The following is an 18,271-nucleotide window of genomic DNA, read 5'->3' on the forward strand; positions in this document are numbered from 1 at the left end:
ATGAACAAAACATTTTTCTAACTTATTTACTATGAATAACGCAACGCCTGACTTTAATTCGCAGCATTTTGAAGTTGCCGGTTTTATTCGCGAAGTGTTCGGTTATATGGAACGCTTCAAGGGCCAGCTGTTTGTGCTGAAAATCGAGGATGACTTGATGAGTCACCCGCTTTTCCCGGTGCTCATGCGTGACATTGCGCTTTTGCACAAGGCGGGTATCCGCATCATTATCGTGCCGGGTACGCGTAACAGCATCGATGCCCAGCTCAAGGCGTGGGAACTGGAATCCAGCTTCCATGCCGGCGTGCGTCTTACAAGCGAAGAGGCCCTGCCGCACATCGAGCAGGCGTCTCTGGGCGTTGCACAGCATATCATGAGCCACCTCACGGCAAGCGGCCTCAGGGGCATTCAGGGCAACTGGGTGCTGGCTCGCAGCATGGGTGTGATTGATGGCGTTGACTACATGCGTACCGGCCGTATCGAACGCATTCAACGTGATATTCTGGAACAGCTTTTAGACGAAAAGTTCGTGCCGATTATTCCGCCGATTGGTTGGAACAAACTTGGGCACGCCTACAATATCAGTTCTACCGAACTGGCGACCGAACTCTGCAAGTACATGAAGGTGGGCAAGCTCTTCTTCATCGGTAACCAGAACGGTATCAAACTCGAAGGCCTTGTGACCGGCCGGAACACCAAGTACCTGGAACCCACGGATTCGGGCGTTATCTCAGCTATGGACGTGGACCAGGCAAAGGAACTGTTGGAACTGAATTCCGACCAGCTCGACTTTGCACAGATGGACTACCTGATGAATGCTATTCGGGCCTGCGAAGCGGGTGCGAATCGTGTTCACTTGCTGAGCGGTGAATTCCAGGGCAGCGTGCTGCAAGAAGTATTCAGCGCCCGCGGTGACGGTACCATGGTGTACGCCAACCAGTACTCGAGCATTAGGCCTGCAAACATCGAAGACATTCCCGATATCTTGCGCATTATGCAGGACTACATCGACAAGGGATTCTTGGTGCCGCGTACGCAGGAAAGCATTTCCGAAAAACTCAACGATTACGTTGTCTACAGCATCGACAACAGTATTCACGGCTGTGGCGCCTTGCATGCATTCGAAGATGGCATGGCCGAAGTCGCAGGCATTGCCGTGGGCGCGAACTACCGCAAGTCGGGCATTGGCGACGCCATCGTTCGCCACCTGATTTCGGTCGGCCGCATGAAGGGCTACAAGAAGCTGTTCTTGCTCACGACGCAGGCACTCGACTGGTTCTACCATTTCGGATTCGAAGATGGTACGGTCAGCGATTTGCCCAAGAGCAAGCGCGACCACTACAACCAGAAACGTAAATCCCGTATCTTGATTTTGCCGCTGGAGAAGTAATGAATACTCTCGAAGCTATCAAAACTCGTCGCAGCACACGCAAGTTCAAGGCGCAGCCGGTGGAACTTGAAAAGTTGCAGACCATCGTGGATGCGGGCCGATTCGGCCCCACCGGCGGCAACTGCCAGAGTAATCACTTTTTCGTAATTTCGGATGCCGTGGTGATTGCAAAACTCAAGGAACTTGTACAGGCCGCATTTGCCAAAATGGAACTCCGCGATAATCTTTATAAGAGCCTCCAGAATTCCATTCGCCTATCGCAAAAAGGCAATTATTCTTTCTGCTATACGGCTCCCGTTCTGATTGTGGTCGCAAACAAAAAAGATTACGGCAACAATATGGCCGATGTCGCTTGTGCCGTCGAAAACATGATGCTTGCTGCAAATGAACTCGATCTTGGCAGTTGCTACATCAATCAGCTCAAGTGGCTGAACGAAGACCCGACGCTCCTCGAATACCTGCGCGGTTTTGGCTTGCGCGAGGACGAGCGCGTGTACGCCTCCGTCGCTATTGGCTATGCCGACACCGAAAGTGGACTCCCGAACCGCACGGAATCTCCGCGTACCGGGAACCAGGTGGAGTATTTATAGCGCTTTCTGTGTAGATTGTGACATTTTGTCAACGGAAAAAAACGGATGTCCCGTAACGTTCGGCTTTTTTGATATATATTTTGTATGAGATATAAGGAGGAGACATGTTATACTCATTTTTCAGGGGTTTTATCCTTTTGGCGTTTGTGCTTGTCGCCGCAATTTCGGCGCAGGCCTATACAATCACGTACAACTTGATGGGTGGCGTTAACCATCCGGACAATCCGGCGAGTTACGAACGTGATACGACCAAGCTTATTCTGAAAGCACCTTCAAAGGAAGGCTATGCCTTCTTAGGGTGGTATGTTGTGTCTGCAAGCGGCAAGGACTCCAGCTATTATAAAGGGGAAAATTTTGCTCGTTTCAGGAATCTCTCAAGAAGCTGGCTCGTGAGTGATATTGAAAATTTTACGGTGGAAGCAAGGTGGGGTCTTGTTCCTGAAATTCCGCAGCAAGATGAACGAGGCTGTTACTTGATCCGAACCGCCAGGGAATTGTATGGTATTGCTTCGGTTTCTAAACAGGATTATGAATACAGTCCCGAGTATCGATTTGAAGGTTGTATTTCTCTCTTGAATGATATTGTCGTTAACAAGAACTTGCTTGATAAAGACAAGAATCTGTCTTTGGAAGAATTTGTGTACTGGATTCCGGTTCTTTTCAAGGGAACGTTCGAAGGCAACGGGTTCAAGATTTCGGGCCTGCGCGGAAACTACGGCCTTTTTATGGAACTCGGAAATATTTATGGTGGAAACGTAGCGCCTACTTTTGTCAAGAACTTGGGCGTTACGGATTCCTACTTTTCTGGTAAAGTTGTCGGCGGTATCGCGGCGACAATTGGCGGGCCGGTTCAAATGAATAATGTATATACGGACGTGTCGGTCCATGCGGAAGATTATGCCGGTGGCCTGATCGGTAGTGTATTCTTGGCTCCAGATGAATGTGTGACGGCTATGAGGCCGGCCTTGAATGCCCCACAGTACGCCGGTAAAAGTGCCGCTGATTATTCGCGTGCAGCCTTCATTGAAAATTCCTACAGTTTAGGGCTTGTTGAAGGCGCTTATGCGGGCGGCATTGTTGGCGAAATGGATGTCGCCGTTTTAAGGAAAGTCTCTTTCGCGGGCCAAGTGAAAGGGACTTCTACAGACTGCATTGTGGCAAAAAAGGGCAATGCCTGCTCTACAAGCAGTATCATATTTGAGGTGGAAAACTCCAAGTGTATCGATAATGGTGACACGGCGGCGTACCCTGTCTTTAAAGAAAACGCGTTCTCGATTGATTATGTCTTGTATGGCGGTGTAAACAGTGAGCAAAATCCGGCTAGTTATATCAAGGGCGATTCTGCCATTGTGTTGAGTGCCCCGCAAAAAGAAAACGATGTGTTCGAGGGTTGGTTCCTGGATAGCAACTTTGTCCAAAAAATCGATACCATAAAGACGCAATATTATGGCGATTGGAAACTTTATGCAAAGTGGAAAAGCTTCTTTGTCATTCATTTCGAAATGAATAAAGGCCAAACTTACAACGGGCGCACCTTCTATTTACCTTTGGAATTCAGGTGGTCGGCAGATTCTGCTGCATTTGTGCTAGGTACGGCTAGCCGGGGATCCGGATTTGAATTTGACGGCTGGTATGCGGATTCGCTTTTCACGAAAAAGATTACGGAAATTCCTGCCGGGAATACCGAGGATGTTACGGTGTACGCCAAATGGAGCCCGAAGACATATACGATAACGTATCACTTGAATGGCGGTACAAACCATCCGGACAATCCGAGTACTTTTACAGGAGAAGATGACGGTTTCAAGTTCAAGGCGCCGACCCGTGAGGGTGCAGATTTTTACCGTTGGACTTATGGTGAACTGGGCGGGGTAGCAGAAAAAATTTCCAGGATGCAAAATATTGATTTGTATGCGGAATGGTTCCCTAAGCCGCAGAAGCCCAAACAGAATTCGAAAGGCTGTTATCTCATTGGCACAAGGGAAGAATTGTACTGGTTTGCTGAAATGGTCAATGGGCGGCTAGAAGGTGTTGAACGCAATGCAGAAGCGTGTGCATCACTAGAAGCAGACATTGTCGTCAATGACAGTATAGCGAAGGATGATGTTCTGGACCTTGCCGGAAAGGATTATTTTGTGTGGCAACCCATTGAATATTTTGATGGCAGTTTTAACGGGAACGGGCATTCTATTTCAGGATTGCTGATGCACAATCGTTATTCTGATTTTGAAACGTATGGCGGAATGTTCTATGTCGTAAGGTCTTATAAGCAGGTTGTTGATATTTTGATTAAGGATTCGTACCTTCGTGACGTTGGTTTTATAAAGTCGTTTTACATTACAGGAAACCGTATGGCCCTTTCGAATGTTGAGGCAAAAAGCGATTGGCAAGCCTCTGTTCGCGGCAATAGCGTTACTTTGTCTGGACTCGTGCCTGGGCGTACGCTTCTTGTAATGGATGTGCAGGGCCGTGTTATCTGCCGTATGACAACGCAGTCTTCGATGGAGATCGATATTCCTATGGCGGGGCGGTACTTGATTCGCTATGGTAAACAAATGAAAACAATATCGGTCCGTTAATTTGTAAAATTACGTTTAATGTCCAAGGAAAATCCAGGTTCCGTGAGAATCTGGATTTTTTTGATATATATTCAGTTTGTCACTTTGAGTGATGAAGAGAATACATGTTTCGTTCAGTTTACGCAGTGTTAGGGTACTTAATGCTGTTAGCCGCAGTGTCGGCTAACGCCTACACGATCAATTATAATCTGAACGGCGGCGTGAACCATCCTGAAAATCCCGAAAGCTACGACGAGGCGGCGGGCCGTTTCGATTTAAAAGAACCGACGCGCGAAGGGTATTCCTTTTTAGGCTGGTATATTGAATTTGCTGAAGGGGTGGACGTTCCGCCCAACATGTATTATGGCGAGTATCAAGATTACTCCATGTTCGTGCTTGCAAACTACCTGGGCAGTTTCAGCGTGTATGCACGCTGGGGCCTTGTACCGCAAACGCCCAAGCAAGATGAACGCGGCTGCTATTTGATTTATACCGCCGAAGAACTTTACGGTATCGCCACGGTTTCGATTGCCGATTCTACCGCCTTCTCCAAAAAGGATGATTATAAATTCGAAGGCTGCATCTCGCTCCAGAACGATATCGTGGTGAACGAAAATCTTCTGGATTCTACCGGCAACTTGTCCAGGGAAGATTACGTGTGGTGGGTACCTTTGAAGTTCAAGGGAACTTTTGAAGGTAACGGTTTCAAGATTTCTGGCCTGCGCGGAAACGACGGCTTGTTCGTGACCCTCGGCGACGAAAACGATGTGTGGGGCAAGAATGTCACGGTCGTAAGGAACCTGGGCGTTACGGATTCTTATTTCTCGGGCAGCGATGCTAGCGGAATTGTAGGCAAAGTCGTTGGCCTTGTCCAGATGACGAATGTCTATGCCGATGTCTCTATTCAAGGCTTGCGTTCTACGGTCGCAAGCAGCACTCCCGCAGCCGACAGCGTCCGGTTTGAAATTCACTACGTCTTGAACGGAGGCGAAAACAGCGAACTGAATCCGGCGGGGTATGCCAAGGGTGATTCTGCCATCGTTCTTGCCGACCCGCAAAAAGAAAACGATGAATTCGAAGGCTGGTTCCTGGACGAAGACTTTACGCAAAAAATCGATACCATCAAGACGGAGCATTTTGGCGATTGGACTCTCTATGCAAAATGGAAAAGCTACTTTGTCGTCGATATCGAAATGAACGGCGGCCAGTTCTACAATGGTACCGAATTCTACAAGCCGCATGTAGTCAAGTGGTCGGCGGATTCTGCGGCCTATGTGCTCGGTAAGGCTTACTGGTCCGGCTTTGAATTTGCGGGCTGGTATGCGGACTCGCTATTGGAACAGGAAATCACGGAAATCCCTGCGGGCAATACCGAAGACCTTACTGTTTATGCCAAGTGGAATACGACGGAATATACGATTACGTACCACATGAACGGTGGCGAAAACAGCCTGGAAAACTTGACTGCGTTCAATGCCGCCGATGTCGGTTTTGAATTCAAGGCTCCCGCTCGCGAAGGTGCGAAATTCTACCGCTGGACGCCGGAAAAGCTCGGCTACTATTCGGCAGTCCAGTTGACGGAAAAGAAAAGCATCGATCTGTTTGCGGAATGGACTCCGGCCCCGCAAATGCCCGAACAGGATACAGCGGGCTGTTACCACTTGAAGAACAAGGAAGAACTCTACTGGTTCGCGGGCCTTGTCAACGGCACCTTGGACAGCACCGAGCGCAACCCCAAGGCATGCGCTACGCTCGATTCCGACATTGTCATCAACGAAAACATGTGGCAAGATTCCGTTTTGAATCTCGACGATTCGCTGACCTATTTCGTGTGGGACGCCATCTGGGATTACGAAGGAACTTTCCTGGGTAACGGGCACACCATTACGGGCTTGCTTGCAAATAGTAGCTGCGGTGACGAACACCTGTTCGCGGGCCTGTTCTGCAATGCGAGCAGCTACAAGAATGTCGTGAATGTCAAAGTGAATGGCTCGTACGTCCAAGAATTTGGCTACATCGACAACTTTGTCATTACCGGCGGCACCATGCCTGCTCAGCCCGGAACGCTCCAGGGCGAATGGCGCGCCGTAGTGGGCGGCAAGAGCGTAAGCCTGTTCGGGCTTGCTCCGGGCAAGATGCTTTTCGTGTACGACCTGCAGGGCCGCCTGCTTCGCCGCGAAAGGACGGAACCGACGATGCTTATGGATTTCATGGATGCGGGCAAGTTCCTGATCCGCTACGGAAACGAAACTCGCGCTGTCACGATTCGCTGATTTTGCTATCTTTGGCCCCATGATGGATTTCAAGAAAATGGAAGACGGCTTCCGGATGATTCTGGAAGGCATGGGCGAAAACCCGAACCGCGAAGGTCTTGTCGATACGCCCAAGCGTGTCGCCAAAATGTACGCCGAACTCATGACGGGCCTTTCGGGCGAGATGCGTGCCGAAGACATTCTCAAGACGCGCTTCCACGAAAAGTACGATGAAATGATTATCGTGCCGGATATCCAGTTTGCCAGTATGTGCGAACACCATTTTCTTCCGTTCACGGGCAAGGCTCACGTGGCCTACATTCCGGGCGATTGCGTGGTCGGTCTTTCCAAGATTCCGCGCGTGGTGGAATTCTACGCACGTTTCCCGCAGATTCAGGAACGCATGACGCGTCAGATTGCAGAGCTCATCCAGAAGGAACTGAATCCGAAGGGTGTTGCTGTGGTTTTGGAAGCGTCCCACATGTGCATGACCATGCGCGGGGTGAAAAAGCCGGGGGCCACCATGGTGACGACTCAGCTTTTGGGTCGATTCAAGACCGACGAAAAGACCCGCGCCGAATTCATGTCCAGGATTTACGCTCCTAGGTAAGTTGTTTTTTAAATTGTGTTATTTTTTCCTGAGAGTTTTCCTCCGATTTGATCGGGGGATTTCTTTTTTTAGGACAAATAAGCGGAATAATGGATTTTTGCGTGTGTAAGAATAACCTTATCCATTATGGATAAATTACATATAAATTAGAATGCGAAAATCTTGCTTTTTGAGTTAATTTCGCCATTTTTGGCTCCTTTTGACTATGGACTTATTGTCCATAGAAACTCGTTTCGGACTGTTTTTTTCGCTTGTTTTTCAAGGTATCTTTAAAATGGTGTTAAGGGAAAGGTATAAAAGGAGTCACAATGAAATCGAAATATTTCAAGAATCTGGCAAAGGGCCTGGTGGTTGCAGGTGCCGCCTTTGCTTTGGTCAACTGCGGCGATGCTGCGGATCAAGTCAATAACGCCGTTGCTGAAGCCCAGCAACAGTACCAGGATCAGCAACAGGGCGGTGGCTTGGCCACTGATCCGGCTACAAATCCCTCACAGACGGTGACTGACCCTGCACAACAGGGGACCGTTACTCCTGTGGATCCGGCAGACCCGAATGCGACTCCGACAGATCCGAATCAGGGCGTGACTGACCCCACTCAGCCTGCAGATCCTTCGCAGACTGTTCAGCCCGCAGACACGACTGCTCAGGTTACCGAACCTGTGGTTGGACCTGGCGGTGAACAGCAGCCTATCGATACGACGGCAACGAATCCTCCTGCAATCTCTAGCAGCTCTGCCGCTGGTTCCGATCCCGTTCCGACTTCTAGCTCTGCCGTGGATTCCCCCAAGTCCAGCTCCAGCGAAGCCGTAAAGCCGGCCAGCTCTTCTAGCGAAGTGAAGGCCGATGACGGCATCTTCCTCGTTGATGGCAAGGAAGAAGAAAAGAACTACCTGGAAGTCGAATATATCAAGAATACGGCCGACAACGGCGGTGGCGTCCTTTGCTACCCGAAGCAGCTTTCCAATACCAAGAAGCATGGTGTTATCTTGTGGGGCCCGGGTGGCGGCTCTAGCCCCAACGATTACGAAGGTATCATTCGTCGTCTCGCCTCTCACGGTTTCGTGGTGGTGGCTACCAGCGAATCTCCGGATGGTACGAACCGTGGTATCCCCGCACTCGACTGGCTTGCCAAGAAGAATTCTACCCAGGGTGATGTGCTGTACGGCAAGCTCGATATGACGAAGGTGGGCGCAAGCGGCCACTCCATGGGCGGTCTCCAGTCCGAAAAGATGCTTATCAACGACAAGCGCGTGATTACGGCTGTCCTCAACAACAGCGGTGCATTCAACCATGCTGAACTAGCGAATGTCCCTGCCGGAAAGACTGCTGCAATCGTCTACGGTGAAGGCGGTATGGAACGCCCGAACGCCGAAGGCGACTACAACAACAATAACGTCAAGATTCCGGCTTGCCTCCTCAAGATGACTGGTGGTCAGGGCAATGAATGCCAGAACGGCGAATGCGGCTGGGGCCATGGTTCCGGTCCGTGGGGCGGCATGGCAGCGACCGTTGCTTGGATGCGTTGGCACCTCGGTGGCGAAACATTCCGCAAAGATGATTTTGTAGGTTCTTCTGGCAAGTACATTAATGGCGCTATCCTTGGCCAGCCGGGCAAGTGGAAAGGCCAGTGCAAGAACTTCTAAGAAACTCCACACTCACTCCTTACATCCCGTCCGAATGGGCGGGGTGTTTTTTATTGACGAAGTCAATTCAAAACGCGGCGCCTCGGTCATGGGCAAGCGAGCTTGCCCGCGACTCTCGGCTTGGGTGTTTTTGTTATAATGAAAGCTCGGGGGCGAAACTGAGATTGCATTGGCGTAAGCCAGCGCCCCCTCGCCGGCATACTCAGCTCCAGACTAATGTCTGGGGCTTCGTTTATGCCGCAGAAATTAAAAGAATACACCTACATTTTTATTACAGATTTGTCCGGTAGGCAAAACAAAGCTATCTTAATACAGTAAACGGAGTTTGTTTTATGAACGCTGCAATTTTGACGAATGAATTCCCTCCAGAAATTTATGGTGGTGCAGGTATCCATGTTAAGTTCCTTACCCAAGAGCTTGCAAAGCTTTGTCATGTGGAAGCACGTTGCTTTGGCGTGCAAGACGAAGACAAGGACAATATCCGTGCAATCGGATTTTCGCGCAAGCTGGGCTTGAACCCGCATGATGATCGTTTTCAGAAGATTTTCAAGCCGCTGGACATTAACCTCCAGTGGGCTGCCGCGCTCGACAATATCGACGTCATTCACTGTCATACATGGTACAGTCATTTTGGCGGCGTGCTCGCTAGCCGCCTTTTGCAGTGCCCGCTAATTCTTACGACGCACTCGCTCGAACCGCACCGTCCGTGGAAGGCCGAACAGTTGGGCGACGGCGGTTACGCCATGAGCTGCTGGATCGAACGCACCGCTTACGAGGCTGCCGACGGTGTGATTGCCGTAAGCCAGGGCATGAAGCGCGACGTGATGAAACTTTACGGCGTTCCCGAGGATCGCGTGAAGGTGATTTACAACGGTATCGATCCGGACTTTTATGCTCCGACTTTCGACGAAAGCATCCTCACCAAGTGGGGTGTCGATCCGAAGCGTCCGTATGTGCTGTTCGTGGGTCGCATTACGCGACAGAAGGGCATCAGCCAGCTGATTCAGGCGATTCCGCAAATCGACAAGAGTGCCCAGGTGGTGCTCTGCGCCGGTGCTCCGGATACCATCGAACTTGCCGACGAATGCAAGGCTCTCATCGAAGAGGTGCAGAAGACGCGCGACGGTGTCGTGTGGATTCAAGAAGCGGTTCCGCACGAAGAACTCCGCGTGCTTTACAGCCATGCGACCGTGTTTGCAACGCCCTCGCTCTACGAACCGTTCGGTATCATCAACCTTGAAGCCATGAGCTGCGGTACTCCGGTGGTGGGCTCTGCAGTGGGTGGAATTCCCGAAATCATCGTGGACGGCGAAACCGGATTCCTGGTTCCGTTGAAACATGTATCCGAAACGGATTTTGAACCGGCTGACCCGAAGGCTTTCCAGACTGATTTTGCGAACAAGCTCAACAAGATTCTTGAAAATCCGGAACTTGCAAAGAAGATGGGCGAAGTCAGCCGCAAGCGCGCGATTGACGTATTCAGCTGGAAGTCGATTGCCAAGCAGACATACGACTTCTACCAGGAATGCATTGACCGCTATAAAAAAGAAGGCAAGAGATAAAATAGTAGACAGTAGATGGTAAACAGTAGGAAGTCTGTTGCAGAAAAATTCTTCTAACTTCCTACTTCCTACTTCCTACAATATTCTCTACAATCGCTGCTGTCGTGAGCAATTCCGGCAGCACGATTTTTTTAGTGGCATCGCCTGCGGGGTAAATCGCGTAAGCGGGTACGCCCGACTTTCCCATGCTGCGTAATAATGCATTCACTTCGGGGGTTTCGCGAGTCCAGTCGGCTTTTACCAGCGCCACATTCAAGCTGTCCATGGCGCGGCGGAATTCGTCACGGTTGAGGACTGCGGCTTCGTTCGTCTTGCAAGTGAGACACCAGTCGGCGGTCGCGTCGATGAATATGGTGCGCTTCGCTTTTGCAAATTCTTCGATTAGGGCGGGGCTGTAGCGGTACCAACCGTCTGCAGTCATCTGTTCTTGCATGCGGGCGTTGAACTTTTCGCTGGCAGCACTTTCGTAGCGTGGCGAAATGACGGCGAACCAGAGTGCTGCAATGACGATGACGCTCAATCCAAATCCTGCGACTTCGCGCCCGAAGGCGACTCCCGGAGGTGCGAACTTGCCAAGCAGAACACTGCAGGCAACGCTTGTGAAGACGACAATAGCGAACATCCTGACGCCTGCGGTGCCGGCCTGTTCGTTCACAATCCACAATAGCCATGCGACGCTTGCAAGGAGCAATACGCCCATCACCTTTTGCAGCTTGACCATCCACGGGCCCGGTTTCGGGAAGACCTTGAGGACTTTCGGGAAGGCGCTCACGAGCATGTAGGGGAGAGCAAGGCCTAGCCCAGCCGCGGTAAAGAACAAGAAGAGTACGGGGGTCGTTTGCGCAAAGGCGAATCCCATCGCGGTTCCGAGGAAGGGGGCCGAACACGGCGTACTTAAAAGAACGAGGAGCGCGCCGGTAAAGAAGGCTCCAGCAAAGCCCGCCTTATGGCCGGCTTCGTCCATCTTGGTGGTGGCACCCCACGGAAGCCACACTTCGAATACGCCAAAGAAGCTCATGGCAAATGCGGTCAGAATCACGACCATGAAGGCGATGAATCCGGCACTTTGGAATTGCATGCCCCAGCCCGCGGACCCGCCGCCGGCCTTGACGGCGGCGACAACGGCGGCGAGCACCCAGAAACTTGCCAGAATGCCCGCCGTTGTGGCTCCTCCCAAAGCGAGGAGCCGTCCGCGACTTTCACCGGCCTGCTTAATCAGGCTAAAGAGCTTGAGCGAAAGCACCGGCAATACGCACGGCATCAGGTTCAGAATAATTCCGCCGAGGAATGCGAAAAACAAGAGTGCGATAATTCCGGCCGAAGCGGCGCTGTTCTCCGCTGCTTCCGTGGTGCTTGCTTCCAAGTTTTCGTTGCCGCGCTTATTAGCGGCTACTTCATTTTCGGAATCGTTTTTTTTTGCGCTGCTATTCACGTTGCTGGATTTTGCGCCAGCCGCATTTTCGCTGAGCGAAATCGTCTTGCTCGCAGGTGCCAGGCAAATGGAATTGTCACAAGCCTGGTAATGGAAGGTCGCCTCGGTTCCAAGGCTGTCGTACTTGTCGGCGACTGCCTTCACCGGGATTTCAATCTTGAATTCTCCGCGGAAGGTCAGAATCTCGAGTTCCAGCGCCTCGTTATATTCTTTAATCGGCTTGGGCCACACCACATCGCCGAATTCAATTCCCTCGGCCTTCACTTCGATCGAAGAGGGCTTCAAGAATTCGTCGGTGACTTCGTTCGCGTTCACGTGCCACTTTTCGGGAATGGTTACCCATACGGTCAGTTTTCCACTGTCTTTCAAGGCGCCCGCGCTGTACTGCATCTGCATTTCCGGGGGTGGCATGGAGTTCATATTGAACTCCTGTGCGTTAACAGATTGTGGATAAATTACCAAAAATGAAGCCAAACTAAAAAAAACTGTTGATAGCTGCAAACAATAGTTTGCAAAAATTCCAAAAATCCGTTTTTTCGCTTTTATTTTCATAAATTTTATCGCAACTGAAAGTTCGCTGTCAAAATTCCGATAGGCTTATGGCTAAATCCAGAATTTTAACAGAAGAACCTCCCAAATGGGTTGAAAAGGTGTGGCGTAAGAACGCTTCACAAATTTACAAACTCTGTCAGTTTCAGAGTAGCGACCCCGACGGCGCAAAAGACCTTTTTCAGGAGGTTGCGCTCCGTTTGTGCCGGTCTGCGTATACTTTGGACTTGAATAAGCCGATGACCCCATGGTTTCGGGCTGTTATCCATAACGCTTTTCATGACATGAACAGAAGATTGCCCCCGGTAACTCCGTTTTCGCAGCTGGCAGACAATTTTGTCGCTTACGACGCTTCGGGAACGGACGCTGTTGCCTGCGAAGTCTATGAACAACGCCGCAGGCGTGTCATCCGCCGGGAACTGGACCGCTTGATGGAGGGACTCACCTCTGCCGAGAAAATGGCAGTGGAATATTCCTATATCGGCGAAATTCGGGCCTCCGAGGCGTGTCTTTATTGTGGCGTGAATCGCAGTACATTCCAAAAAAGAAAAACCGATGCAATCAAGAAGATGCGTAGATCGAAGAATGTATATATGTCCAAGTATAAAAATAATGAAAGTTCTTGCATGAATTTGGACGATTTGCTAACGCGGGCGAGTGAATTTTCGTAATTTTAGGGGGTGAAGTTCAAATCTCTAGTTTTTTGTTTGCTGCTTTGGGCAGCGTATGTGGGCGCCTACGATAAATGGGGTGCGTTTTCGGACCCGTTTCCGATACATGATGTGACGCCTTTTGCTAACGGAGTTCTTTTGGCAACCGATGGCGGCCTGCGTTTCCGTTCCATTTACGAAAATGTCGTGTATCATTCGGAACATGGCCTTGAAACATCCAGGTTTCATTCCGTTGTTTCTTCGAACAATGCGGTCTACGCCGTTTCGGAATACGGTCTTGTGGCTGTGTTTGCCGATGGCAGTATTCCTTGGCGCATTATCAACCGCTCCTATGTCAAGAACAATGTTCGTGCGGTACCCCACGGCACCGTTATGAGCGGTCATATCATGACGATTGCATTCGAGGACCGTCTTGCGTTCTTTGACGCCTTCCAAGGCCGTTCGTTATTGACGATTGATCGTATCGGTTCGAGGTCCCTTTCCATTACTCCTGTTCGCGAACTTTTGATCCGTGGCGATTCCCTGTACGCCAAGATGGACAAGGAAACCTATGTCCGTAAAATGGATTGGGCAAACCTGGCTTCTGACAAGCGCCTGAGCGACCCGAATTCGTGGTCCCTAGTTCCTGCGGGCACTGTTGTAGAAGGCTTTGACGAACCGGTCAAGAAGGTGACGGTAGATTCTCAAGTTTTGACTGATGAGCAACTCTATCACGATGATGGCTCTAGCAAGGTCAAGTGGCAGGTTAAAACGGCAGATGGAACGTATCTCGTCGGTTCTGAATACGTCTTCTTTAACAAGACTGGCGAAAAAACCGTTACGGATCTTACCGGGTTCAATGGATATAGTCCCGGTGAAGTGTACGAAGTGAAGGCGACTCCCGAAGGGGGTGTCTTGGCGATGTCTGTCGATGGCAAGTTGAGCTACGGTAGCATCGGTGGCTGGGGCGAACCCCATTACGCTTATTCAACTTTGTCAAATGGACCGAATGGCTATTCTGCAAGAATGAAGACCTTGTCCTATTTGCCCGATGGTTCCATGTTTTACCATATTTGGGGCTTTGTGTATTTGATGTATTCGAAATGGGGCGCCCATCTTGAATATGATTTTAAGGCCGAAGACAATCATTGTTTTGACAAGTACCTTCCCAATTACGCAATCTCTGTTGCAACCATTGCGGCTCCCGACAATTCCGGCTTCTTGACGTCAACAGGTAAGAATCCCAATTACGGAGTCGTCTACTTTACCAAAGATGGCGAAGTACATTGTGCAAACGGAATCGGCAGTAACCCGGTACCTGGCGTGATGCATTCTAAAATCGACGAAGACGGCAAATGGGTTGTATATATCGCTAACAAGGACGGTACGGCTCTTGCAAGCGAAGGCGGCCTCGACGTAATCACGTTCCCTTCGCCGAAAGCCAATGGCGGCGAACTCGTTAACGGCCAAGTCAAATATTATGGCGGCATGAACCCTGCCCCGGTCGACATGGTATACGACCCTGTGGGTGACAGGTTGTGGTTGGTCTCGATGTCGTCACTGGCTTATCTGGATGAAGAAGCGGATACGATCATGACGCCTGCTTCGACAAATGGTATGCTCGGTGCCGAATTTACGTCGATCGATGTGGATAGTCATGGCAACTTGTGGGTCGGAACGACAAACCAGGGTGTATATCGCTTGACACCCAAGAATGGTTCTCCCGATACGTTGAAGATCTTGCACTTTACCACAAAAGACGGCTTGCTTGACAACAATGTCGCTGACCTCGCCATTGACCCGGTTGTGGGGGCAGCCTGGTTTGCCCACGAAAAGGGCGTGAGCTACTACCGCCGTAACGACCTTAAGGACGCCCATAAGAATATGACCGATTCCGCCGAGGTGAAAGTTCATGCCTATCCGGTTCCGTTTAGGCCCAAGACTCAAGCCTTCCTCACGATCGATGGCATTGCCGAAAAGTCTACGGTGAGCATTTATAACCGTGGAGGCGCCCTGATCAAATATTTCCGCAACGAAGAAGTTGCGGGTGGCAAGGTGGAATGGAACGGTCGCGAGGATTCCGGCAAGTTGGTAACACCGGGAGTCTACTACTACGTCGTGAAAAAAGGCTCCAAGGTCAAGAAGGGCAAGTTTATTATTGCCCATTAATGGGCGCAGAGGTTTTTATGAATCGTGTTGCTGTGTGGATGCTTTTTGGCATTGCCATGCTTTTGGTTAGTTGTGCGGGCGAGCGTCAAGGACTGGTGTGCGAAGAAATGGAATACCGCCTAAACACCATGACCTATTCGCCTGACCAGCGCGCCTATGCCGAAGAAGAATTGCGCGTTTGCCGCGAAGAAGAGGCGCTGAAGAAGGCCGAAGGGGCCGCCACCCGCAAGAGCATTTATGACCGCTTTGCCGCATCGGATACGACAAAGTCCAAGTTGACCGATTCGACAAAGGCCGGTGAAGATGGCGAAGTGTCTGTGACCAAGGCGCTTCATGATTCGTCGGATGTAAAGACGACCAGTATTTATGACCGCTACAAGTCTGCCGAAGAGACAGCCGAAACTCCGGAACCGGATACCTCCACTGCAGATGCAGGGAATTTCCAGTAAGGCGGTCCTTGTAGATGGCTAAATTGCAGACACTTGCAGGTGAGTGGTTCGAACCGGATTTGCCGGGGCGCCTTCTCAAGATTGCGGGCGATATCCGCGAAGCGGGCGGCCGTGCGTTTTTAGTAGGCGGCTGGGTCCGCGATGCGCTTTTAGGCAAGTCCTGCCGCGACTACGATGTCGAAGTCTACGATATGGCGCAAGACGCGCTTGTTCCGATTCTTTCGAAGTACGGCCGCACGAATTTGGTGGGCAAGGCTTTCGGCGTGATTCACTTGGCCATGAAGGGCCTCTCGCTCGATTTTTCGTTCCCGCGTACTGAAAGCAAGGTGGGCTATGGCCACCGCGGCTTCGTGGTGCATACCGACGAAAAACTCTCCTTCAAGGAAGCTGCCCTCCGCCGCGACTTTACGATTAATGCCATGGGCATGGAACTGCCGGAACTCACGCTATGCGACCCTTACGGCGGTATTGATGACTTGAAGTCGCATACGCTGCGTCATGTGGGGCCTGCCTTTGCCGAAGATTCCTTGCGTATTTTGCGCGGGGTGCAGTTTGCCAGCCGTTTCGGTTGCACGCTTGCGCCCTCTACGGTAGAACTTTGCCGCACGCTTTCGCTCGACGACTTGAGCGTAGAACGCCTGTTCGAAGAATTCAAGAAGTGGCTTTTGAAGCCCGGCAAACCTTCGCTCGGCCTCAAGGCATTCTTGGACATCAAACTTGACGAATATTTCCCCGAGATTCATCCGTTCAAGAATTCCTGGGAAACGCTTGGAATCGTTCTCGACAACATGGTAGCCTTGCGCGACACCTTGCCCGAGGCGCAGGCGATGGAATTTGCCTTTGCCACCCTCTTGTGTGGCTCCGCTGGAACTTCGCTCAAGTTCCTGGAACGCATCACGAACGAAACGCACCTGCTCAAGATTGTGCCTCCGCTTTTGAAGGCTTACCAAGAGCTGGATACGGCAATCGTAAACGACGCTCCGGCACTTCGTCGCCTCGCTGTAAAGCTCGGCGGCTTAAAGTTGCTCGGCTTGCTCGTAAAAAGCACTCCCCGCGAATTCTATGCGGGCTCCACGGCCGATGGCGAATGCTTTGCCGACAAGTTCTGGAATGCTTCAAACGAGCTGAATTTGATTGAAAACGCCCCGCAACCTTACCTAATGGGCAAAATGCTCATGGATATGGGCGTCAAGCCGGGCAAGCAAATGGGCGAAATTATCAAGAAGAGTTTCGAACTCCAGCTCGACGGCAAAATCAAGAATGCCGAAGAGGCAATCGCTTGGGCGAAAAAGATGTGTAATGTTTAATGTGGGATGTGGAATGATTAATTACACATTTCACACTTCACATTTCACATTGTTTTTATTTCCAGCGGAATAAACCTGTAATCCCTGCGGGCACGGCAAACACAATCATCGGAACCTGGATGATTTCGGTGGGCAAGAATGCAAGCATCTTGCGCTTGGCGTGTAATTTCCACGAAGCAATCATCAGGAATACAAAGTCCACCAGAATCTTGGGCAGAATGCTGAAAATGCACCACTGCCAGGGGCAATCCAAAAAGAGCACGCACCACGGGCTAATGAACATCCAGATGTAGTAGGTGTAAATCAGCGTGAGCATCAAGACGTACGCCTTGCTTTCGTAGTTGGTGCCGTTGCTGCTCCAGCGGGCGCGTTGGTTAAAGAGTTGCTTCCAGGTATGCACCGGGGCTGTTTCAATGACCGCGTCTTTATCGAGGTTGTAGCAAACTTTGGTGCCCGGGATTTTCATCATCTTGTGGATGAGCATGTCGTCGTCGCCGCTCGAAAGGTTCACCAAGTCGCCGAAACCGCCCACGGCAAAGAACAAATCCTTTTTGTAGGCAAGGCAGGCCGCGCTCGCCACAATGGGGTGTCCCCAGCTGAATCCGGCGGCTTCCATGGCGGTGTAGCCCAAGGTTTCGAGTTTCTGGTACAGGTGCGGCATGGTACGGCTGCCGTTATTCTGCTTGGGGCCCTGCACAATGCAAATGCCGTCGTTAAAGCGGCCTGCCATGGCGGTAATCCAGCTCTTGCGCGGAATGCAGTCGGCGTCCATGGTCAAAAGCACTTCGTACTTTGCAATCTTGAATGCGCTTTCTAGGGCGCGCTTCTTGGGGCTTGCGATTTGCGGTAAATCAGGCGAAAGGCTGAGTACCCTGAATTTCGGGTGGGTGGCCGCGAACTTTTCGAGAATTTCCTTGGTGGAATCGGTCGAACGGTCATCGACACAAATCACTTCCCACTCACCAACGTAATCCTGCTCGGCGAGAGCTTCCAGCGTGCGCTGCGCGAATTCTTCTTCGTTGCGCATGGGCACGACTACGGTGACGCTCGGGGTGGCCTTGGGCCCTCTGTAACGGTGTGTGCGAATCACTCCTATTATGAAAAATAGGA

General features: G+C 51.0%; 13 protein-coding genes. 11 read left to right on the forward strand and 2 right to left on the reverse strand.

Annotation, left to right across the window (positions count from 1 at the left end; translation table 11 throughout):
* Window positions 1-31: 31 nt before the first annotated feature.
* The 7 genes from argA (at window position 32) to glgA (ending at window position 10,605) form a co-directional block, all read left to right on the forward strand.
* Window positions 32-1,390, forward strand: a complete 1,359-nt coding sequence (gene argA / locus BUC02_RS03930) for an amino-acid N-acetyltransferase (protein ID WP_073319016.1) — start codon at window positions 32-34, stop codon at window positions 1,388-1,390.
* Entirely contained in the window at window positions 1,390-1,980 is a 591-nt protein-coding gene (locus BUC02_RS03935) for a nitroreductase family protein (RefSeq protein WP_073319019.1), read from the forward strand. Before argA ends, BUC02_RS03935 begins: the two co-directional genes overlap by 1 nt.
* 104 nt (window positions 1,981-2,084) lie before the next feature.
* On the forward strand, window positions 2,085-4,559 hold the full coding sequence (locus BUC02_RS03940; RefSeq protein WP_073319022.1) for an InlB B-repeat-containing protein: 2,475 nt from the start codon (window positions 2,085-2,087) through the stop codon (window positions 4,557-4,559).
* A 140-nt stretch (window positions 4,560-4,699) separates the two neighbouring features.
* The gene (locus tag BUC02_RS03945) at window positions 4,700-6,811 is read left to right on the forward strand and encodes an InlB B-repeat-containing protein (RefSeq protein ID WP_254794087.1); all 2,112 of its coding nucleotides are present in this window, start codon (window positions 4,700-4,702) and stop codon (window positions 6,809-6,811) included.
* Between the two features lie 19 nt (window positions 6,812-6,830).
* Window positions 6,831-7,400: a GTP cyclohydrolase I FolE gene (gene folE / locus BUC02_RS03950; RefSeq protein WP_073319028.1), complete on the forward strand. Its 570-nt coding sequence runs from the start codon at window positions 6,831-6,833 to the stop codon at window positions 7,398-7,400.
* Between the two features lie 308 nt (window positions 7,401-7,708).
* Complete coding sequence (locus BUC02_RS03955; protein ID WP_073319031.1) at window positions 7,709-9,043, forward strand: poly(ethylene terephthalate) hydrolase family protein; 1,335 nt, start codon at window positions 7,709-7,711, stop codon at window positions 9,041-9,043.
* A gap of 332 nt (window positions 9,044-9,375) precedes the next feature.
* Window positions 9,376-10,605, forward strand: coding sequence for a glycogen synthase (gene glgA, locus BUC02_RS03960; RefSeq protein ID WP_073319034.1), 1,230 nt, complete (start codon window positions 9,376-9,378; stop codon window positions 10,603-10,605).
* A 61-nt stretch (window positions 10,606-10,666) separates the two neighbouring features.
* Here the strand turns inward: glgA and BUC02_RS03965 are convergent, their stop codons facing one another.
* Window positions 10,667-12,457, reverse strand: a complete 1,791-nt coding sequence (locus BUC02_RS03965) for a protein-disulfide reductase DsbD family protein (RefSeq protein WP_073319037.1) — start codon at window positions 12,455-12,457, stop codon at window positions 10,667-10,669.
* A gap of 179 nt (window positions 12,458-12,636) precedes the next feature.
* Between BUC02_RS03965 and BUC02_RS03970 the strand changes: the two genes are divergently transcribed.
* Genes BUC02_RS03970 through BUC02_RS03985 form a run of 4 tightly spaced genes read left to right on the forward strand, consistent with a single transcriptional unit; the run spans window position 12,637 to window position 17,161 of the window.
* Window positions 12,637-13,257 carry an RNA polymerase sigma factor gene (locus BUC02_RS03970; protein ID WP_073319040.1) on the forward strand — a complete coding sequence of 207 codons (621 nt, stop codon included), beginning with the start codon at window positions 12,637-12,639 and terminating at the stop codon, window positions 13,255-13,257.
* 36 nt (window positions 13,258-13,293) lie between these two features.
* Window positions 13,294-15,405, forward strand: coding sequence for a T9SS type B sorting domain-containing protein (locus tag BUC02_RS03975; RefSeq protein ID WP_073319043.1), 2,112 nt, complete (start codon window positions 13,294-13,296; stop codon window positions 15,403-15,405).
* Window positions 15,406-15,422: 17 nt separating this feature from the next.
* Window positions 15,423-15,854, forward strand: a complete 432-nt coding sequence (locus BUC02_RS03980) for a hypothetical protein (protein WP_083564409.1) — start codon at window positions 15,423-15,425, stop codon at window positions 15,852-15,854.
* Between the two features lie 14 nt (window positions 15,855-15,868).
* Window positions 15,869-17,161: a CCA tRNA nucleotidyltransferase gene (locus BUC02_RS03985; RefSeq protein ID WP_073319050.1), complete on the forward strand. Its 1,293-nt coding sequence runs from the start codon at window positions 15,869-15,871 to the stop codon at window positions 17,159-17,161.
* Window positions 17,162-17,216: 55 nt separating this feature from the next.
* On the opposite strand, the gene BUC02_RS03990 is transcribed toward BUC02_RS03985, so the two are convergent.
* Window positions 17,217-18,251 (reverse strand): glycosyltransferase, encoded by a 1,035-nt coding sequence (locus BUC02_RS03990; protein ID WP_254794088.1) that lies wholly within the window; start codon window positions 18,249-18,251, stop codon window positions 17,217-17,219.
* Between the last annotated feature and the right edge of the window lie 20 nt (window positions 18,252-18,271).

Source organism: Fibrobacter sp. UWOV1 (assembly GCF_900142495.1).
Classification (GTDB): Bacteria; Fibrobacterota; Fibrobacteria; order Fibrobacterales; family Fibrobacteraceae; genus Fibrobacter.